This is a genomic window from Castellaniella sp. S9, from assembly GCF_027257175.1.
GTDB lineage: Bacteria > Pseudomonadota > Gammaproteobacteria > Burkholderiales > Burkholderiaceae_B > Castellaniella.
The window spans coordinates 103,121-122,719 of record NZ_JAPFGD010000009.1 but is presented as its reverse complement, the minus strand read 5'-3'; the positions used below and the strand labels follow the sequence as shown (position 1 = coordinate 122,719).

The following is a 19,599-nucleotide window of genomic DNA, read 5'->3' as shown; positions in this document are numbered from 1 at the left end:
CCTCGCTTACAGGATGCCGGTGGCTTCGGTGAGCAGCCAGATGCCGATCACGAGCAGCACGGCGCCAATGGCGACCGTGAGGCCGAACTGGCCCCAGGTCTTGCGGCCGGTGTGGATCTCCGCGTAGGTGCCGTAGGCGTGATAGCAGACACCGATGAACATCGACGCCACCACCAGGAGGGCCACGAGCATGATGATGTCGTAGCCGTAGTTGCGGATCGTCTCCATGATGCCGTTGCCCGTGCCGCGAGTCGGGTTCTCCAACTGCGGCAGACCCTGCGCGTACGACAGCGCAGGCAGCGCGGCTGCACCCAGGGCCACGGCGGCGCGCTGGGCAAAACGGGAAGTGAGGATGCGGTTATGCATGGTCAGGCCTTTCAGGTCAGGAGAGGAGGAAGAAAGTCAGGACGAGGTACATCGCGACGAAGCGGATGCAGACGCCGAGGAACTGGCGTTGGTTGAGGCGGCTCTCGGACCACCCCACGTAGGCCGTTCGGATGGCCCAGACGCCCCAGACGAGCAGGACCGCGAGCACGACACCGACCAGGACGGTCGCCATCGCGGAAGGCGCGATGCCGCTATTGGCTTGAAAAGCCGAGACCTGGGCGCCGTTCATGGCTTGCCCTCCGCAGTCGTAGCCGGCAGCGGCTCAGCCGGCCGCTCGGTGCGATAGTCGCCGGCCAGTTCGGAGGGGTCGCGCGGCTGAGCGCGCGACGGTGTGAGATGGGCCTGGATGCCAGCGCGCACGCGGGCCAGGTCGGCCAGCAGCCGCGGGTAGTCGAAGTGGTAGCGCTCGCCCGGAATGACGGCGGTGTGCGCGGCGCTGTCGGTCACGGTGCGCTCCAGCGCGTCGAGCTGGCGCAGCGCGCCGGCCAGTTCCTGGCGCTGTGCCGGGGACTCGGCCACCGCCATCGGGGACTGACCCATCAGGAGGGCCGTCACGAGAAAAGTGGGCACGCCGCGATGCGCGGCGCGCAGCCAGGTTGAAGCCACCATCGCGCCATTCCTGTGTGATCAGCAATGGCTCGATCGTGGAGATCAGGGCGACTTCAGGCCGCAAACAATAGGAACTCGCGGGCGACCGGATTGATGGTCTAGAGATACTTTTTGAAGCTGCCGGCGGTCAGGCTCACGGCCAAGCCCAGCAAGGCGGCACTCGGCAGGAGGATCAGCAGCGGATGCACCGAGATCGGCAGTGCCAGGTAGGTGATCCACGGCAGCACGGCCAGCGGCATCAGGCTGGCTTTCGCACGATGGTAGATGAAGCCCGATTCACGCCCGGCGCCAAATCGACGCACGTCACGCCGAACCAAGCCGTCGATCAGCCCGACGAATGCCGCCGTGAAGATCAAGGGCAGCGTGAGCGCCAGAACCAACAGCCGCACAAGAAAGGTCAACGTCGTGAACGCGGCGGCAATCAGATAGCTCTCGGCCCAGACATAGACCTGGCTGATGAAGTACCGAAAGTTCCGCGTCTGTCCCTGGCTGGGCGTGCGGGCGCGCTCAGCGGTCTGACTCATGCGTTCCAGCAGCCCCGAGCGCACGAACACCCATTCGTAGCCGGTATCCACCAGCTCGTGCGCCGTGCGCCCCGGCTCCTGCACGACCACGCTGCGCGTGAAGTGATTGGACAGGTGCCCCATTTCGTACTGCAACATCTGCTGAGAATGGCGCCAGCCCTGTTCCTTCCAGAACAGGTGCATGCCGACGCACTCCACCACGATGGAGAACAGCAGCGAGCCGATCAGCACCCCGAGCAGCCGGAACGGCAAGGTGATGGTGCCGACGATCAGACCTTGGCGCTGGTTCTGCTCCCGCTGCGCGGTCGAGGCGGCATCTTTCATGGCGAGGCCTCGTTTTCGGCGCTGTCGTCGGCGCCGGTGGCCGCCGCGGCAGACTCGACCGGCTTGGCCAGCTCGGCGTCATCGAGCAGATCGTCGGGCAAGGCCGCATCCTGTAAGGCTGGGGAACTGGTGAACTCCCACCATTGGGTGGCATCGGTGTAGCTCTGGCGCATGTAGCCCGCCAGTTGTTGCAGATCCTGCGGCATGGCCTCATCGGGGTCCGGCGCCGGCAGTGGCATCCTGATTTTCCAGAGTTGGCCGCCCTGCAGCAGCGCGAAGCACTGCCCCTTGGGCAGGCCGACGATGTGGGAGGGCTCGATCATTGGCACGCTGGACATGCTGATACGGTCCTGCGTGTTGCTGGTGAAATCCGTCGCGCCGCGGATGTCCGAACTGTCGGTCGCACCGGAGACGATGGTGGTCGTATAGACCTCGACCTTCGGCAATTGCCGGGTCAGCAGTTCGGCGGTGGCCGTCTCCCGGACCCTGAGCATGAACAGGTTGTTGAAGTTGCCGATCACCTGGCCGGCTTTCGCGCGGTTGCCAATGCGGGCTTCAATGTCCGAGAGCGTCTGCGTGTACGCAGTAACTTGCAGGCCGGCGCCGCCACCCTTGTTGATGAGCGGTATGAACTCGTCGCCCATCAACTCATTGAATTCGTCCGCGTGCACGTTGATCGGCACGCGTGTGCCTGCCGATGCACCGGGTAAGCCATCATCGATCCCGTGCTTATAGATGTGCCCTGCGACGGATACTAGATCCGAGAACATGGAATTGCCGACCGCTGCGGCGACTTCAGCGTCCGAGAGCGCATCCAGGCCCACATAGACCACGGCGCGCTTTCTGATGACTTGCATCCAATCGAAGATCGGGCGCGGATCGGCCAGGTCGGAGTAGTTCGGGGCCAGGAGCTGGGCGATCTTGCCGCTGGTGAGCTTCTCCAGCAGCGGCAGCAACGATGCGACGATCTTGTCGAAGTACGTCTTGTCGTAGCGGACTGCAGAGCGCAGGCCGTCGAGTACCGGGTCGTAGTTGCGCGCCTGGGAAAGGTACTGCTCCAGCGCCACCACGCGCTTCTCGCGCCCGATCATGTTGCGCGGGATGTTCTTCTCATTGAGCTTGGCCTCGATCTGGACGATCACCTCCCAGGCCTTGGGCTCGGTCTTGGCGAAGAAGTGCTGGGCGTACTCGATGAACAGCGCGTCGATGTTGATGACGTGCCGCTGGATCAGCATGTAGTCCGGGCGCTGCCCCAGTTCCACCAAGGCGCGGGCGATGATGTTGACGAAGCGCCATGCGAACTCGCGGAATGCCGCGCTGTTGCCTTCGCCGGAGAGCTGTCCCGCGATGCGTGTCGCCACTTCCGAGATCCGACCGAAGCGACCCACCGCGTTGTAGCGGGCGCTGATTTCCGGCCAGCCCAAATGGAAGATGTAGAACTCACCCTCGCGGCCCACGCGCTTGGCCTCGACGTACATGCGCTTCAGGAGGTCGGCATCGCCCTTGGGGTCGATGACGATGACGACCTCATGCTCGCCGGATGCGTTCTTGCGCCGGATGTCCTGCGTCACGAACAACTCGGCCAGCCGGGTCTTGCCCACGCGGGTGGTGCCCAAGACCAGCGAATGCCCGACGCGCTCGCCCAGCGGCAGGCTGACGTCCACCTCCTCCGGCTCGATGCCGTGCAATCGCGGCAGGCCCCCCACGGGCGGCAACGGCCGAACGGGGTTGAAAGGCACATCCCAGCCTGTGAGCCTCGGCAGGCGTGAAAGCGGAAACGGCGCGAACTCCAACCGTTCTTCCAGACGCCGCGCCAGCCGATAAGCGGGTGTCGGCTCAACGTAGCGGCGAAACTCCGGCCGGTACGTCTGCATCAGCCGATGGGTGTGCTTCTGCTCCCAGAGAAAGCCCCGACCGATGAAGAGCCGCTGCTGGCTGACCGGCACGTCGCGGCTGGTCATCACGTACCGCGGCAGGCGGCGGATGTTGCGCCGATAGCACAGGATCACGCGGGCATCGCGGTAGCGGATGGCACCGTAGGCGCCGAACGCCAGCGCGCTGCCGACGCCCATGCCGGGGCTCAGTGCGAGCGACCACGGGGCCACCAGGGACAGAAACGCGGCACCTGCACACGCTGCGACGGTATATAGCTCCACCGCAGGGCGAAGCAGAACCTCAACCGGCTGTTTGCCCGACATGGCTTCATTGCTCGATGCCGGTGGCCGTGATCAGCGCCGGGTAGTGCCTCAAGCCCAGACGCTCAGCCAGGTCATCGCCCGCCACGGGTGCCAGTGGCACGCCGGGCGCCAGTGCGCGCAGCCGCGCCAAGGTTTGTGCGGTCTCGACATTGACCACCAGGCCGACCGCGCCGCGCTCGTGCAAGGAGCCCGCATGGCGCTGCAGCCAGTCCCGGGAAGCCTTGTCGTCGCCAATGACCACTAACGGCCGCAGGCCCGGTGCCTCGATCACCCGTCGCGCGACGGTGCCGGGCGTGAGCTTGGCGCTGCGCACCGGCAGCATCGCAGCCTCATCCGCGGGTGTCGCGGGAACCTGCGGCATCGGGATGGGCGACCGCGCTGCACCGTTGTCCCGCGGCTGGAGGTTGAGTGCTTCGTAGTACGGCAGCGCCGATGCACCGCCACGGTCCTCGACCACGATCAGCGGCACGCCGGCACGCGAGGCCAGCGGCAGGATCGTCAGCAGCATGAGCAGGCCCTTGAACGTGAGATGGGCCAGATGGGATTTCGTCATGGGGAGGTCTCCTGGCGCGCGGCGGACGCCGCAGTGGTTGAGCGCGCACCCTGCACGCGGGCGAGGTGGCGGGATACGCTGCGCCGGTAGCGGGCGGCCGGCTCACCACCCGCGGGGCGGTGGTAACGGCCGACCGCCACCAGCCAGTCCTCACCGGGGGTGTGCTGTTCTTTCAGAATCTCGGCGGCGATGGCGAGGTTGCGGTACGGGTCAAGCAGGTCGCACGCGGTGCTGTAGCGCTGCTGGTGGTAGCCGAGGTTGATCTGCCCAAGGCCCGCGTCGATGCGCGTATGAGGCGTCGAGCGCATCGCCCGCTGCAAACCCGCGCAGGCGTCGGCTCGGGTCGTGTAGCGGCGCGACTGGCCGGCGACGTTGAGGGACCAAGGCCACGGGACGATGCGCCCGTTGCGTCGGATACCGCTCTCTTGCAGGGCCACGGCGTAGAGCACCGTCGAAGGGATGCCCGCGCGCTGGGCGGCAAGCTGGTAGGCCGGCGGCGGAACCTCCTGGGCATAGACGGTGCTGACGTACAGGCCAGCAGCGACCACCAGTGCGCGCAGCGGCGCCGTCAGGGTTGGCGCTGCCATTGGCCGTTCACCTCGCGTACGACCGCTGGTAAGTCGCCGGGCAGGCCCAGCGACAGCCAGCGGCCGCCGTCGTGGTTGAGCGTGATGCTGCCGCTGCGCACGCGGGCCGGATCGATTTGCGCGCGCTTGGCCCAATCACGGATGCGTGCATCGTCCTGGCGGCTGCCGACCATGTACAGGTCGAACTCGGTACCCGAGGATTGCAGGCGCTGCACGAGCTGTCCGCAGGCCGCGCAGCCGTCCTTGACGAACACCGCCATGCGGCCGCTGCCGCGCACTGCGCCGGCGCTGGGCTTATCGTCAGGCAGGTTCACCCGTTGCATGCCGGGGTTTAAGCGCTGCCAGGCTTCGTCGTAGGCACGTTGATAGGCAAGCAGCTTCTCGACGCGGCGCGCTTCGATTTGCACCTGCAGTTCTGCGTAGCGCCGCCGTTCCTCGTCGGTGCGGGCCTCAATACCCAAGGCGGACAGCGGGTCCAGGTTGGGCGAGTAGATGCCTAGCGGCCCGTCCATCAACTCGCGATAGCGCGTCCATTCCTGCGGTTGCAGGCCCCAGTCGCTTGCTACCTTGTCATCTGGGGTTCGGGCGACCAGCGGACGCTCCTGGCTCTGCGCATTGCGGGCCGGGGCGGTGGCCGGCTGCTGCGCCCAGGCGGGCAACTGGGCGGATGCCAGCAGGAGCGCGAAAAGGATGATCGACGGCTGCATGTCGTGTGCTCCGGTCAGGGAATCGCCACGCGACGGGTCCGATCGCCGGCCAGGAACACGGCGGTGTTGCCCTCGACAGCCCGCAAGCGCCACGGGCCGAGCGCATCACCTGGCAGCAGCACCTGAAGCTGGTCGGGCGTGGAGTCCGCGCTGCTCGGCGCGACGGACACGCTGCGCTGGCCAGCGCGCAATTCGGCGCCGACGACACGGAACGGCAGCGACGGCGGTTCGGGCTTGGCAACGGCCTTGCCCGATGTGCGCCGCCGGGCGGGTGCTGCGGCGCGCGGAACAGGCGCAGCGGTCTGGCGCGCCTTGATCTGCTCGACCTCCGCGCGCAGCGCCTGGAGGTCGTCGGCAGCGGCATAGCCGCTCAGCGTTTTCTCAACTTGGGCAGCGCGTGCTTCCAGGACTTGGCGGGTGTCTTTGAGGTCTGCCGCCGTTGCGACGGCCGGACGCTGCTGGATGGCCTCGATGGTCTCGGCCAGGCCCGTCGCCTGCGCTTCCAGGCGTTGCAGGCGGGAATCGAGCCGCTCCTGGTCGGCTTGGTCGTTCATGGTCTGGTAGCCCAAAGCTACGAAGACGCTGAGGCCGATCAGCCACAGCCACAGAAGGCTCTGCACCACCACGGCGGCGGCCGAGCGCCGGGCAGACCGCGGGGCGTTCATAGCTGGCCTCCCGAAACCGAAGGCTCCACCGGGAACGTCTGCACCGCGTCGGCGGCGGATGGCTCGGATGCAGGTTCGATAGCCGCGCTGTCGGCGGGCCGTTCGAAGCAAATCTGTCGTGCGCGATCATCCGCGTGCAGTTCCCAAGCCGGGCCAGCCAGTGTGAGCAGCGCATCGCGTAAGGTCATGGGGCCGAGGTGCAGGTGCGCCGCCGGCAGCGGCAGGGCATACAGCTCGGTCACCGCGTGCGCCGTCTGGCACAGGCCGTAACCACTGCGCTTGAGCACATGCCGCAGCCCATCGCCGACGGTGGCGCGGGCATCTTCGGGCATGGACACGTCGATGGTCTGCAACAGCAGGTCCCGCTGTGCAGCCGGGGGTGCTAGCTCGACTAGCGTGTAGCGACCGTAACGCACAACGGGGATGTACTCGGGCGTCTCGGGTTCGGGTGCGGCCGAGACTTCCTCGATGACATCAGGCGCGGGTGGCGCAGTCGTCGTCGCGCAACCGCCAGCCAGCACCGACCAGAGCAGGCCGAGGACTCCCGCCAGCAGGCGGCGTTCGGGATGGTGAAACCAAGGTGGAGTTGGGCACATAAGCTCGGCGTCCTGAAACATCGAGCCCTCACCATCGCCGCTTAGGCCGGGAGCAGCAGCAAACAATGCGGACCACGCTGCGTCCGATTTACCGGCAGCGGTCTAGTCGAACAAAATCGGCCTCGAGGGGGGGCTGTAACGGAAAAGCTCGGTCGTGGTCGGCGGATGGAGGCCGGCCGCATGACTGCTACAATTTGTTAAAACACCAATGGATGGGGACGTAAATGAGGGTTTCTCGGGTCAGGTTGATCAATTTCGCCAATTTCTCGGATGTTGATGTCGAGACGGGGGAAAGCATCGTCATCGTTGGAGAGAACAAGGTTGGCAAGAGCAATTTCATTCGCGGCCTGCAGTTGATCCTTGATCCAGGTTTGTCTGAACGCGATCGACAACTGGGGCTTGAGTATTTCTGGGACGGACTTGGCGAAGACAAGGTTGGTGCGACCATTGAGGTCTCTGTGGATCTAACGGACTTCACAAACGATCCCCGGTTGATGGCCCACCTCAACGACTGCGTGATTAATCCTGGCCCTCCTATGGTGGCCCGACTCACCTATCGCTTCCAGCCTAAAGCGGGACTGGGGCGCGCCCCAGAATCGTTGAAAGACTATGAGTACATAATCTTCGGTGGTAACGATCCCGATATGCTCATTGGTGGCGCACTTCGCCGAATGTTGCCAATAGATGTTCAGGTAGCGCTGCGCGACGCTGAAAAGGACCTTGCGAGCTGGCGTAATTCGCCATTGAGACCGCTCATTGAGGATCTCGCAGCATCCCTGGATGATGACGCCCGCGAGGAGATCCAGAATCAGGTCGATGAAGCACAGCGAGAGCTGGCCGGTCATGAGGAAGTGGTCGCGACAGCGGAACGAATCAGCGAACGGTTGATCGCCATCGCCGGTGGGCAGCATGCCGTCCCGGTATCGCTCGGACTTGCACCTACGCGAGTCGATGCGTTGCTGCGTAGCCTTCGGCTGCTCATCGACAACGGTGTTCGCGGTGTCGGCGATGCCAGCCTAGGAACGGCAAATCTGATCTTCCTGGCCTTGAAGAGCCTCGAACTCGACCGCTTCGTCTCCGAGGGGGAGCGCGACCACACATTCTTCGTCGTCGAGGAGCCCGAAGCGCACCTGCATCCGCATGTCCAGCGTCTTGTCTATCGCTACTTCCTCGGCACAAGAGCTGAAGATGAGGACGAAGCCCCTCCGCTGACGACAATTCTCACTACTCACTCACCGCATATCGCAAGCGTTGCACCGATTAGGTCCATCGTTCTCCTGCGCCATAACGCAGCGGACGGAAAAACCATCGCGGTTTCAACCGCAAACGCACCTTTCACACAGAGGGATGAAGACGACCTCCAGCGCTACATCGACGTCACTCGCGGAGAAATATTCTTTTCCCGGGGAGTGATTCTGGTTGAAGGGGACGCTGAGCGCTTCATCATCCCCGCGTTCGCCGAGGCCCTCGGGATTCCTTTCGACATACTTGGAATCACTGTGTGCTCGGTCGGGGGGACGAACTTCACTCCTTATGTGAAGCTTTTGGGCCCTAAAGGGCTAAATATTCCACATGTAATTTTGACAGATCGCGACCCGGTCAATGGCAAACCTCCACTGGCCCACAGGCGATTAATTAATCTCTTGAACGAGGTCGATGAAGAATATGGCTACGATGACCTGGATATAGATGATGTGCTCAAGTACGCCGCGGAGTTTGGATACTTCGTCAACGAGAGCACGCTGGAATCCGACCTATTCGCTGCCGGAATGGCCGAGGCGATGAAGGCGGTAATCGAGCAGGAGTTGCCGCTGAGGCAAGTCACCCGGGACGCATTACAAGAGTGGGTGGCTGATCCGGATCAGGTCGATGAAGACCGGCTGCTGAAGTTGATTGAACGGATTGGCAAGGGGAGATTTGCACAGGCACTTGCGCCGTCGGTGTCTGAGGGCGTTTGCCCGGCCTACATTCGCTCTGCGCTGGAGCATATCCGCGATGCCGTCGCGTAACGTCGGTACAGCCTACCTGGCTCAGGCTGCCGAGTTGGCTGGAAATCCAGGGCAGTTGGCAGCTTACAACTCTCAAGGACATTGTGTGGTACTCGCCGGTCCCGGGAGCGGTAAGACCAAGACGCTCGTCCTAAAGCTCGCCCGAATCCTGGCCGAAGACGTCGAGTCCCCTCGTGGCGTTGCGTGCATCACGTACAGTCAGGAGTGCGCTCGCGAACTCGTTCGCCGAATTGAAAGCTTGGGACTTCAGCAGGCACCTAATCTTTTCATTGGTACAGTCCATGGGTTCTGTCTGCGTCATCTCTTGATGCCGTATGGACGCTTGGCCGGCCTGCCCATATCCTTCCCGCTTTCGGTGGCCACTCAACGAGTCAGTGATCGGTTGTTGAAGCAAACTGGAGACGCAATTTTCGGGCAGAACCATCCGTACAAGGTCATTGACCTCGGGCGGCATCGCCGTTCCGTGCTCAATCGAAATAGCGTCGCTTGGCGTAGCGAGGAGGAGCTCGCTGCGTGGGCCGAGGCCTACGAGGCCGCTCTGCGCGACGAGGGGCTGATTGACTACGATGACATGGTCGTCTTCGGCCAGCGTTTGATCGCCGAGCACGACTGGGTACTACCTCTGGTTCAGGCAAAATTCCCCGTGCTCGCGGTGGATGAGTACCAGGATTTAGGCGTGGCACTGCATCGCATCGTCAAACGCCTTGCCTTCGACGGGGGTGTCCGACTTTTCGCGGTCGGTGATGCGGATCAGTCGATCTATGGATTCACGGGCGCTGACGGCGCGTTGCTCATGGAGCTGGCCGCACGCGGAGACATCGAGCCTGTTAGGCTCCAACTGAATTATCGCTCTGGCACAGGGATCGTGACGGCGTCGGAGATGGCGCTCGGAGAAGTCCGGGGCTATCAAGCGAGCGATCCAGCTCGACAAGCGACCATTGAATTCGTCCTGCGGCCAGGTGGTATGGCCGATCAAGCCGCGCACGTTGTCGCGCAAATTATTCCGGCAGCATTGGCTTCTAAGCCGGGACGAACACTGGGTGATATCGCAATCTTGTACAAAGACTACCGCGCAGGCGATATCGTCTCCGAAGCTGTGACCGCCGGCGGTTTAGATTACATCCGCGTGGACACTGCGGCGCCTTACCGCAAGGTTTCCCTGACGAGCTGGGTGGAAGATTGTGCGGCGTGGTGCGCGGGCGGCTGGCGTGTCGGACGCCCACAATTGCGCGGACTGATCGACCGCTATCTCGCATTTCATCGAGCGAGCTTGGACGATGCACAAGCTAGGCGCGAGGGACAAGAGCTAACCGCTTTGCTATGGGCGTTACGCTCCGACCAGCAACCTGCGCGTGATTTTGTCGCTTCGCTGCGTAGCGGCATCGTTGACCGTCTGTTGGCTGCTGAATTGGCGCTTGCCGATCAGAAGGAACAACTCGATCGCATGACGGCAGCGCTCGCCGAAGGCGGCGCACTGGCTACGCTGGACATGACGAGTTTGGGCGGTAGGGACGGTTCGCCTGATCATCTAAATCTGCTGACACTCCACTCCGCAAAAGGGTGCGAGTACGATGTGGTCATCATGGTCGGTCTCGACCTCGGAAATCTACCGTGGCGCAACGAGAGTCCAGAGAAGTTGCGAGAAAGCCGCCGGCTGTTCTACGTGGGTCTCACACGTGCGCGTGACGAGGTCCACATGTTGTATTCGGGGTTCGTTGAGGGGCGCTATGGCCCGATGCGCCTTGGGCGCTCGCCATTCTTAGATGAGCTAGAGGCTCGAATGCGTGCCACCGGCATTTGAGTACTGGCCATAGGAACTGAGGAGCCCGGGCGTTTCTTCGGCACATGACAAGGAGCACCACAGCCGAACTACGTGTTTGCCGCCACGCGCTTGGCTGCGGCGAGCTCGTGTGAGCGTTTGGCGGCGCTACTCATCGAGTCCAGGTTATTAATACACCAAAGACCGTCAATGCAGAGAAAGCGATTGCTTAGCACTGCCTCAAGCAGGTCTGGAAGGGTCGCAGTAAAGAATCCGGCACCTTTGATCGTGGGCACTGGCTCTAGCTCAAGCATCGCGACGGGTAGATCAGGAAGGCACGGGCCGAAGTGTCCGCCTGGCGGGAACTTACCCCCAAATTCGGTGCGCAAGCGCTCCTTGCCCATGCTCTTTGCGAGAGTGCTGTATCGCTCCTGCCCCAACAACCAAAGCGACTTGACGCCCTCGTCGCTGTACCGCCCTTGGCGTTTACGGTAGTCGCGGAGCGACTGATACGACCTTTGGATCTCGACGGCCAACCTAACACCATTGCGCTCACCCCAAACGTCAGCCTGCCAGCGGCCTGCGTCACCCGAACCCGGCATTTCAACCGAAGCGCGGCAACCCAAGTCTTCGAGCACGCTGCGCACAAGTATCTTGGCCGCCAGATGCCATTGGCTTTCTTCGGAAGTAGTGCACGCACCTCCTAGATGTGCGAAGAATGGGTAGCCATTAGCACTGACCTTGGGGACCGCTGGAGCGCTGCAGCAAGGCATCTGCAGATCACCAACGCGGTAATTCCGTTGCAACTCGTGCCACTGCACCTGAGACATACGCAGTGCATTGGCTACACCAGTGCCGTCTGCATATGCGGCTTCGATCACCATAGCCATAGTGCCTCCTTAGATTTCGATATTGTCCGATCAGTTTAGCCTTCCCGGCGTTGGAAACGGGGGCGGCGATCAAATCCTCCGAGCAGCAATTTCCTAGAAAAACCGCCGGCACCCCAAAAGGGATGCCGGCAGACAGAGGATCAGGCGGTTACCAGTTGCCGGGCCAGTGCAACCTCGACGGAATCACCATCCTGGTTCAGGACATCGAGCCCGGATTCGGGCACATCGCCCGAGGTGGACTGCGAGACCATGATCTTCTTGGCCATCAACTCAAGGCAGGTCATCTGCGAGGAGCCGGCGTAGCCGAGGTAGATCACGCGCACAGGCTGTTTCTGCCCGATGCGCCAGGAGCGGCGTGCCGCCTGTTGGAGCGAGTACACGTTGTAGCCCGACTGCATGAACACGATCGTCGGAAACTCCAACAGGTCCAATCCCGTCTTGACGAGTTCGGGGTTGGTGATGAGCACGTCGATGCCACGGTCCAACTGCTCGGCGATCCAGTCCTCGCGGCGGCTGGCATCCACGCTTGCGCGCAGTACCGCCACTTTGAAGCCTTCCTGCTCCAGCAGCACCTTCAGGCGCGACGTGGTGTCGCGCGTGCCGGTATAGACCGTATAGGCCAGAACCTTGCGGCCCTGCGCCTTCTCCTCTTTGCAGACGTCGATCAGCTCGCGCTCTTTCGGCGTCAGCTCGAACTCAGAGAACTGAGCCGGGACGAACGCCAAGGTGTTGCGCGTGCGCGGATGCACCACGGTCTCCGACCGGAAGCAGCAATCCGGCCAGGCCAGCAGCACGTTGAGGACCACGCCCAGCAAGGTCGTATCGCGTCGCGCCAGAGCCTGTTTCAGCTCCGCGGTGAGCCGACCCGCCAGATCGCGGTAGGCCGCGGCTTGCGCCGTGTCCATCGCGACTTCACGGAACTCCTCGTCATACGGCGGCAGGACGTTGCCGCCGATGTCCTTGAGCTTGAGAAAGATCGTGAACGGCAGGATGCAACGCAACACGCCCTTGGGGCCGAAGCCCGGAGCCTTGACCGTTCTGACACTGACTTTCGTGCCTTTCGCGGTCTTGTGCGCCGTGCCAGTGCTCTCGGAATAGATGTCCTTGAGGACACCGTGATCGCGCATGAACGCCATCGAGGCCGAGGTCATGCTGCCGCTCGTGGTCGGGCGGTAGCCGTCTTCGATCATTCGCCCGGGTAGGGCTCGGAACAGCAGGTAGAACAGGTCGTCGCCGTAGCCGCCCATCAGCGTGCCGGTCAGCAGCAAGGTCTTGCGAGCCTTCGCCGCCAACACGCCCATGGCCTGGCCCTGGGCGCTTCCGCCGTTCTTGTACTCGTGTGCCTCGTCGGCGATGAGCAGGTCGAACGTGCCTTGCGGTAGGTAGCGCTTGATGAACTCGGACGGCTGGTAGCCGCCCTCGCCGAAGCCGAACTCCATGTTGGCCATCGCACGTTCCATGCGCGTGGCCTGACGGTCGGAAAACACCAGCTCGCCGCTGCCATCCATGAGGTTGATGAACTCATGGATGTTGTCGCCCAGCATCGAGGCCAGGAAGCCATCACCGAACTTCTGCATCAGCCTCTGCGCGGTGACTTCCCCGATGGTCGGGATGCGCTTCAAGGCTTTGAGGACAGCCGAGGACTGGTCACTGCCGGACAGGCTTCTCGGACGGATCAGCGTCCACAAGGGCGCGGCGCAATGGCTGCACTTCCTGCGGTACTCCTCGGCTTCGAGTGCGATCGGGTTGACCGGCTCGCCGTCAAGGTCGGTGATGACAGTGCCGCAGTCCGGGCAGGCCGCCACGTCTCCGTGGCGGGTGCGCCGCCGGGTGAAGACAGGCTTCCAATGGAACCCCATCCGCATCCTGACGCGCCCCAGGACATAGAACTCCTGGCCCGTGGGCTGCACACCCAACTGCTCGCGCAGCCTGATAAGTTTGACGAGGGTATCCGGACCATTGAGGACCCAGACCTTGGCGCCCGTCACCGTCTCCTGGATCTCGCGTCGCCACTTGTAAACCAGGTGTGGCGGCGAAAGCACCAGGGTGCGGCGGTAGCCTTCGGCGTTGAGGACGGCGGCCGTGGCGATGCCGACGGTCGTCTTGCCGCACCCCATCTCGCCATTAACGATCGCGGCGCGTTCGCCACGATCGACCAGCAGCTCGGCGGCGGCATAGACGACTTCGGCCTGGGCCTCAAACAGCTTGCGTTTGAGGCTGGCGACGATGAGCTGGCGGTGCGCCTGTGGCTGGCCGGTATAGACCGGCGGGTTAGCCCGATTGAGAGAGTCCAGCAATTCGTCGCCGAACTCACCGACGAAATCCTGAAGGCTCAGGGTCAGAGGAGAAGGTGCCGCGTCGAGCAGTTCACCCTGCACGGGAGTGGCTTCTGCGGCAGTAGATTCAAGATCGAGGGACATAGTGATGCTCCGAAGAAAAATGGGGCATGCACCACCCCCACAGGGGCAATGGCATGCCCCGTGGTGGGAGAAGAAACGCCGAACCGTCGGCGGTGGAAAGAGGTCAGCGAATGGTCAACACCTCGCCCCGAGTTGGGGAGCCAGGCGTCATGTCCCACGCGCGGATGACGGGAACGAACTTGTCGGTGAAGATGCGGGTCTCGGCGATGGAGCCATCGTCGCGTTCGGTGAATTCCCGCTGGAGCGTCTTGTCCTTGTGGGTGTCCCCCTTGACGACAAGCACACGCCCGGTCTTGGAGCGCACCACGCCGGAGATCGCACCCGCGGCCAACGCCAGGGCAAGATGCCAGTGGGAAAGAGCACGCGCCGGTGGACGCAGCGACTGCTGCGCGGCCCCCAGGTGCGTGTCCAGCGACGGCCAGAGGCCTTGCAACCGGCCAACTTCGTCGGCGAACTGCTCGGGCTCCATCGTCACGCGAAAGAAATGCTCCGGCTCGGCCGGAGTGGCGGGGACGATGTACGGCAGGAACGGCCAATCGCTCGGCAGTTCCTCGGCTTCGACTTCGCCAAGCCCCACCTGCAGCAGCAGATTGCGCATGGCCTTGACGCCATCGAGGGCCTGCTCGCGCTGGCGTGCCCTGCGGCCGAAGATCACCACCTGCTTGAACTGCGTCTCCACCGCTCGGTAGATCCGCAAATCGGTGTAGTGGCGTGTCAGCCAGCCGACCAGCTCCGCGTCGAGCACGTAGCCGGGGACGATGAAGACCAGCACGCCGCCGTACTGCAGCAGCGACAGGGTGCGTTGGTAGAACAGCTTTTCGAGGCGGGCACGGCCCTGGCCTTGATAGCCGATGTTGCCATTGACATCCTTGGATAGGTCGCCATACGGCGGGTTGAGCCAGAGCAGTCCGAACGACTGCTTGGAGACCATTGTGTCCATCAGGTCCGCGTGCAGGCAATGATCGACGAGGCCGCGGGCATGGCGTGCCCGCTCCGCGTCGAACTCGACGGCGAACGCCTTGGTCTGCTCGCGCCCGAGGGCATGGGCGGCTTCGGCGACAGCCACGCCTTCGCCGGCGCAGGGATCGAGGATGCACATCGTCCCGTCGCTGGGCATCAGTGCGTTAAGGGCTCTTTCGAGCGTGGGTTCGTCGGTCGGGTAGTAACCGTTCTTGGCGAAATTGCGGGCGAGCCGCGGGAACATGCGGGCCATGGAAGTCTCCTGGTTGGCGGGAAGGAATGGCGGAAGCACGCCAAGGCGTGCCTCCGCGGGTGGATCAAGCCGCTACCGCTTTCGGCGTCCAAATCTTGGCCGGATAGGGATAGGCGGTGAGTGCGTCACTGCGGATCAGAGAGCCCAGCGCCAGGGTCAGCGCCGGCACGTCGATGGCGAGCCGATGGCCTTCCAACGGCCCAAGGGCGAACGGAAGGCGGGCCAGCATCTCGCGGGTCTGCAGCAGCTCCAGCACGGTTTCGCGCCAGTGGTCGAGTAGCGGCAACGGGCAGGTGTCGCGCACCAGCGTCCACAGGCGGTCAAGCCGGTGGGCGCTGTCGCGTGGCAGCAATGCCAGTGCGCTGGCGTTGGCCTTGTCGGGCTTGACGCAGCGCCGGTCGAACAGCCACACGTTGGAGAGGGAGCCGAACAGCGTGCGCCGGTAGGCCCGCGTGATGCGCTTCTCCAGATGATCGACGTTGCCGATGAACACCGGGACGCTGCCGCCCTGGTCGGTGAGGATGTGGAACTGGTCCAGTCCCTGCTCGTCGCGCCCGAGGGTCAGGCGGGCGAGGAACTGCTGGACGGCGGTGTCGCGCGCCCAGATGGACAGGAAGATCAGGCTGCCCTGGTCGTCGCCGACGCAGGCGTCGGCCATCAGGTCCGGGCATTCGTCGATGTGGAACAGCGTGGTGGATGAAGTGTGTGCGTGCATGGTGGTGTCCTCGATGAAATGAGGGGCAGCACCGCCCGCAGGGGCAGCGAATGCCCCGTTAGGGATGAAGGAATGCGGATAAGGTGTTCGATCCGCTTGGGCGTTCAGAACGTCTGTTCGGTGAACGAGCCGTCGGCCTGATGCTTGACTACACGGTTGCCAACGTTGCCCTCGCAGTCCTGTTGGACTTCGGTGAACATGCTTTCGGGCACGTCGATGTGGAAATGGCGCAGGACCACTCGGTAGTAGTCCAGGTAGTGGTTGAACGGGTCGCTCTCGTGCAGGTTGCTGTACAAGAAGTCGTCGCTCTCGACCTTCGCGGTATCGTCGATCAGCTCGGCCGGCTTTTCGATGAATAGGAAGAAGTAATTTGCCGGCCGGTCCCAGCCCAGTACGACGGTGATGGGAAAGCCCTTGTGAACGGTGTCGAAGTAGTGCCGACTCATGGTGATGTCCTCGGTGAATCGGAAACAGCACCGCCCCTGAGGCAGGTGCTGCCCCAAGGGGTGGAGAAAAGCCGCGCAAGCGGCGATGACGTGTGCCGGACCTCAATAGTCCGAATCGCAACCGGACGGGCAATAACCCAGTTCGATTCCGTGCGAGCAGTAGCCGTTTTCGGCGTTCCAGTCCTGGGTTTCCTGCCTTTCGGCCGGTGTGGCGTAGCCCCATTCCTGTGCGATCTGCAGCGCCTGTGCGCGTTGCTCTTCCGGCAATCGACTGGCTTGCGCGTCGATCTCCGAACTGAAAAGCGTGACCCAGTGGTCCCAGGACAGGCCACAACCACGCTGGGCGTGCTCGGCGGCTGTCTTGCAAACAGCTCGCCACGCGGGTTCACCCAGCGAAGAACGGGGTGTATCGCAATCGATGGTGGACATGATGGAGACCTCCAGAAGAAAGCCGGGGGCCTCCCCGCATAGGGAAAGAGCCCCGGCGGGTGGATGAAGAACACCGCGCATGCGGTGTCTGCGATCACGCAGGTTGCAGTTCGGCCTGGCGGCTCCACTCCTGCGTTTTGAAGTCCAGCGCGTAGCCCAGATCGCCCAGGCGGGCGATCTGCGCGCGCAGGGCGCGGCGGTCGATGGTCGAATCCAATTTCACGGAATCGCCCAGCGGCCAGAGCAAGCCGAACAAAGCAACGTCGCCCTCTTCGGTGCTGCCAGGGGCAGCCGCCGCAGCGGGCGTCGGTGCATCCACACCGAAGGGCGTGGTATCGACCAGCGGGTCCGCCGAGGCCTGCACGGGTGCGGGCTTGGCGGGTCTGGAGGCCTTGGCGGGCTTGGCCGGCGTTTCCGCAGGCTGCGTCCCCAGCTCTTCATCGAGTGGATCGACTTCCTGGGTGGCGAAGCTGCGGGCCTCATCACGACTCAGTTTGTCGATGCCGTTGAGCGTCATGCCGTCGAGGTTTGCGCGCACTTCAAACCGCGCGCCGCCCGCGACCGGATAGGACTTCGCGAAGATGTAGCGAATGACGAAATCCCCGTCGTACTTTCCTTCGGGGTACTGCTCCAACTCCGCGTCTTTAACCGCGAACTCGCCGATGGGGGTAGAAAGGCGCCCAACCGTGAACGGGCCGTTCTTGCCCCGGATGGTCCGCAACGTGAGCTGGCCCGGGACGACGATGGGTAGGGCTGATCTCGTAGGTGCCGATGTGGCTGCCATGATGGTTCTCCTTGGACGAATAGGAAAAAGGCAAGGCCCCGTGAGGGGCCGTGCCGGATCAGAACGAAGCAGCCAATGCCGGCTCCTGCTCCTCGACTGCACATTCGGGCTCGCGCTCGGCGGGCTCGGCAGATTGGTAGGAAACGGCGTCGGCGGCAGTGTCGATGGCGTTGGCGGCTTCGGACGCGGGTGCGTCCTCCGCTGGCGCTGCCTCGGCATGCGCCTGGCTCGTCGGATAGACCTGGGTGCCGTCGATCTTGATCAGACCGATGTGGACCAGCGTCGATTCCAGGCTTGCGGCCGGTTCCCCAGCGTGCTCGCCCTTGGTGCGGATGTACGGATCGATCTTCATGTCGTTCAGACGAAAGGCGATCAGCACCTTGCGATCCCCTTCGATGGCCTGCACGCATCGGCGAACCAGATGCTCGGCTTCAGGGGTGGCGACGATCGTGTCGAAGTACCGATATTCCGGTTCATCGACAGGTCCGGCCAGCGCGGCGATGGAGCACGACAGGAACGGGTCACCATCCTTGGGGGTGACGTCCTTCGGACGGTTGAGGTAGCCGATGCCACGGGTGATCAACTCGTGCTGCTCGATCGAAGCCAGTTCGGCCCGCTCGATCAGCTCGGCCTTGAGCAGTCGCGCCTTGAGGGATGCGGCGGCCTGGCCTTTCTGTTCGCCCTTGTCGCGGATGTAGGCATCGCCCCAGAGGTCGCCGAGGCGAAAGCGCACCAGCGGTCGCTGCTTGGAATCGTCAACGCCGATGTAGCGCTGAACGAGCTTCTTGGCCTCGGCACCCGAGACCTTGACGTCGAAGTAGCGGTAGCTCGGGTCCCTGGCGGGGCCGACCAGCGCGGCGATGGTGCAGGCCAGGAAGGGCTGCGCACGGCGGCCGCCCCTGACGGGCACCTCACGGACACGCTGGAGGTAGCCGATGCCCGAGGTGTGGAGGTCGAAATACGATTTCTCGTTGGAAGTGGTGTTCATGGTGAATCTCCATAGGGAAAAGCGGAGACACACCGAGCCCACGCATGCGAGGAAAGGTGCGTAACCCCGCGGTGGGTTGATAAGGCGAAAGCATCCGCCACCAGGGACTGGTGGCCGCTCGCGGATGGATGCGGTGCGAGCTGGCTCGGTCACGCAGTGGAAACTGCGCCGCAACCTCGAAGACCGATGGTTGCCTGGCATGTCGCTGACAGCGTCAGCAGGCATGGGGTCAGCATGGCCGGGCCTCGCGCGCGCGACAGCAATCAATTGGCATCCGCGCGTTTCCCTTTGTCCACGCAGCCCGGCTCAGCGCAAAAGAAAGCCCCCGGTGTGGGGGGCTGCGAGAGTCGAGTGGCGGTTGCCGCGCTATGCGGGAGGCACCACCTCCAGCGACAGATGTGTGGCGGTGGCCGACAGCATCAGGTCGTCTTCGGTGTGCAGGATGCGCGTGAATACGCCGTCCTTCGGGTCGAAGTACTCCCCGAAGTCGTCGCCGCCCAGTTCGGCGCGCGCCAGTTCCCACCAGTCGTCGAACGGGTCGGTATCCGGGTTGCAGCCGACGGCATAGGCCAGCAGCTTCACACGCCCATCCGGGCGGCGCTCTCCCTGCTCGGCGAGGAAGTACACGCCCTGGTCCTTGACCAGGATGACGCGGCATTGGCTGGCGATGGCCTCGGTCAGCACGGGGCGCAGGTCGGAGCCTTTGAATCGCAGTGACATGGTTGAAATCTCCTATGTGGAATAGAGAAAAGGCCCTCCATCCGCATGGATGGAGGGCCTGTGGGCACATGGCCCA

Annotated in this window: 21 protein-coding genes; 2 read left to right on the top strand and 19 right to left on the bottom strand. The window is 63.5% G+C overall.

Translation table 11 applies throughout. The features are described from left to right. Positions 1 to 6: 6 nt before the first annotated feature. The 10 genes from OOZ48_RS15230 to pilL2 form a co-directional block, all read right to left on the bottom strand. Positions 7 to 366, bottom strand: coding sequence for a TIGR03745 family integrating conjugative element membrane protein (locus OOZ48_RS15230; protein WP_012112333.1), 360 nt, complete (start codon positions 364 to 366; stop codon positions 7 to 9). Positions 367 to 382: 16 nt separating this feature from the next. Then, on the bottom strand, positions 383 to 616 hold the full coding sequence (locus tag OOZ48_RS15225) for a TIGR03758 family integrating conjugative element protein (protein ID WP_012112332.1): 234 nt from the start codon (positions 614 to 616) through the stop codon (positions 383 to 385). Continuing rightward, entirely contained in the window at positions 613 to 996 is a 384-nt protein-coding gene (locus tag OOZ48_RS15220; protein WP_012112331.1) for an integrative conjugative element protein, RAQPRD family, read from the bottom strand. Before OOZ48_RS15220 ends, OOZ48_RS15225 begins: the two co-directional genes overlap by 4 nt. 98 nt (positions 997 to 1,094) lie before the next feature. Further along, positions 1,095 to 1,844 carry a TIGR03747 family integrating conjugative element membrane protein gene (locus OOZ48_RS15215; RefSeq protein ID WP_269499715.1) on the bottom strand — a complete coding sequence of 250 codons (750 nt, stop codon included), beginning with the start codon at positions 1,842 to 1,844 and terminating at the stop codon, positions 1,095 to 1,097. Continuing rightward, complete coding sequence (traD, locus tag OOZ48_RS15210) at positions 1,841 to 4,042, bottom strand: type IV conjugative transfer system coupling protein TraD (RefSeq protein ID WP_012112329.1); 2,202 nt, start codon at positions 4,040 to 4,042, stop codon at positions 1,841 to 1,843. Before traD ends, OOZ48_RS15215 begins: the two co-directional genes overlap by 4 nt. A gap of 4 nt (positions 4,043 to 4,046) precedes the next feature. Beyond that, positions 4,047 to 4,595, bottom strand: a complete 549-nt coding sequence (locus tag OOZ48_RS15205; protein ID WP_269499714.1) for an integrating conjugative element protein — start codon at positions 4,593 to 4,595, stop codon at positions 4,047 to 4,049. Further along, positions 4,592 to 5,182, bottom strand: a complete 591-nt coding sequence (locus tag OOZ48_RS15200) for a transglycosylase SLT domain-containing protein (RefSeq protein WP_012112327.1) — start codon at positions 5,180 to 5,182, stop codon at positions 4,592 to 4,594. Before OOZ48_RS15200 ends, OOZ48_RS15205 begins: the two co-directional genes overlap by 4 nt. Further along, positions 5,164 to 5,889: a TIGR03759 family integrating conjugative element protein gene (locus OOZ48_RS15195; protein WP_012112326.1), complete on the bottom strand. Its 726-nt coding sequence runs from the start codon at positions 5,887 to 5,889 to the stop codon at positions 5,164 to 5,166. The genes OOZ48_RS15200 and OOZ48_RS15195 overlap by 19 nt, the downstream gene beginning before the upstream one ends. Before the next feature lie 14 nt (positions 5,890 to 5,903). Further along, positions 5,904 to 6,554, bottom strand: coding sequence for a hypothetical protein (locus OOZ48_RS15190; protein WP_012112325.1), 651 nt, complete (start codon positions 6,552 to 6,554; stop codon positions 5,904 to 5,906). After that, a complete protein-coding gene (pilL2, locus tag OOZ48_RS15185; protein ID WP_041536874.1) occupies positions 6,551 to 7,150 on the bottom strand; it encodes a PFGI-1 class ICE element type IV pilus protein PilL2 in 600 nt (199 codons plus the stop codon). Before pilL2 ends, OOZ48_RS15190 begins: the two co-directional genes overlap by 4 nt. Before the next feature lie 224 nt (positions 7,151 to 7,374). On the opposite strand from pilL2, the gene OOZ48_RS15180 reads away from it, so the two are divergent. Together OOZ48_RS15180 and OOZ48_RS15175 are read left to right on the top strand one after the other, a co-directional pair. Then, entirely contained in the window at positions 7,375 to 9,159 is a 1,785-nt protein-coding gene (locus OOZ48_RS15180; RefSeq protein ID WP_012112323.1) for an ATP-dependent nuclease, read from the top strand. Then, positions 9,146 to 10,960: an ATP-dependent helicase gene (locus tag OOZ48_RS15175; protein ID WP_012112322.1), complete on the top strand. Its 1,815-nt coding sequence runs from the start codon at positions 9,146 to 9,148 to the stop codon at positions 10,958 to 10,960. Before OOZ48_RS15180 ends, OOZ48_RS15175 begins: the two co-directional genes overlap by 14 nt. A gap of 68 nt (positions 10,961 to 11,028) precedes the next feature. On the opposite strand, the gene OOZ48_RS15170 is transcribed toward OOZ48_RS15175, so the two are convergent. From OOZ48_RS15170 to OOZ48_RS15130, 9 genes are all read right to left on the bottom strand, one after another. Further along, positions 11,029 to 11,808, bottom strand: a complete 780-nt coding sequence (locus OOZ48_RS15170; protein WP_012112321.1) for a competence protein CoiA — start codon at positions 11,806 to 11,808, stop codon at positions 11,029 to 11,031. A 140-nt stretch (positions 11,809 to 11,948) separates the two neighbouring features. Further along, positions 11,949 to 14,228 carry a helicase-related protein gene (locus OOZ48_RS15165; RefSeq protein WP_012112320.1) on the bottom strand — a complete coding sequence of 760 codons (2,280 nt, stop codon included), beginning with the start codon at positions 14,226 to 14,228 and terminating at the stop codon, positions 11,949 to 11,951. A 103-nt stretch (positions 14,229 to 14,331) separates the two neighbouring features. Continuing rightward, complete coding sequence (locus OOZ48_RS15160) at positions 14,332 to 15,480, bottom strand: DUF6094 domain-containing protein (protein ID WP_227335317.1); 1,149 nt, start codon at positions 15,478 to 15,480, stop codon at positions 14,332 to 14,334. A 25-nt stretch (positions 15,481 to 15,505) separates the two neighbouring features. Continuing rightward, entirely contained in the window at positions 15,506 to 16,156 is a 651-nt protein-coding gene (locus OOZ48_RS15155; protein ID WP_012112318.1) for a hypothetical protein, read from the bottom strand. Between the two features lie 104 nt (positions 16,157 to 16,260). After that, a complete protein-coding gene (locus tag OOZ48_RS15150; RefSeq protein ID WP_006226014.1) occupies positions 16,261 to 16,602 on the bottom strand; it encodes a hypothetical protein in 342 nt (113 codons plus the stop codon). 102 nt (positions 16,603 to 16,704) lie between these two features. Beyond that, on the bottom strand, positions 16,705 to 17,031 hold the full coding sequence (locus OOZ48_RS15145) for a hypothetical protein (RefSeq protein WP_006226013.1): 327 nt from the start codon (positions 17,029 to 17,031) through the stop codon (positions 16,705 to 16,707). A 94-nt stretch (positions 17,032 to 17,125) separates the two neighbouring features. Next, positions 17,126 to 17,815, bottom strand: a complete 690-nt coding sequence (locus OOZ48_RS15140; RefSeq protein WP_006226012.1) for a DUF3275 family protein — start codon at positions 17,813 to 17,815, stop codon at positions 17,126 to 17,128. 58 nt (positions 17,816 to 17,873) lie between these two features. Then, positions 17,874 to 18,803 carry a DUF3577 domain-containing protein gene (locus OOZ48_RS15135; protein WP_006226011.1) on the bottom strand — a complete coding sequence of 310 codons (930 nt, stop codon included), beginning with the start codon at positions 18,801 to 18,803 and terminating at the stop codon, positions 17,874 to 17,876. A 366-nt stretch (positions 18,804 to 19,169) separates the two neighbouring features. After that, positions 19,170 to 19,523, bottom strand: a complete 354-nt coding sequence (locus OOZ48_RS15130) for a DUF3085 domain-containing protein (RefSeq protein WP_006226010.1) — start codon at positions 19,521 to 19,523, stop codon at positions 19,170 to 19,172. Between the last annotated feature and the right edge of the window lie 76 nt (positions 19,524 to 19,599).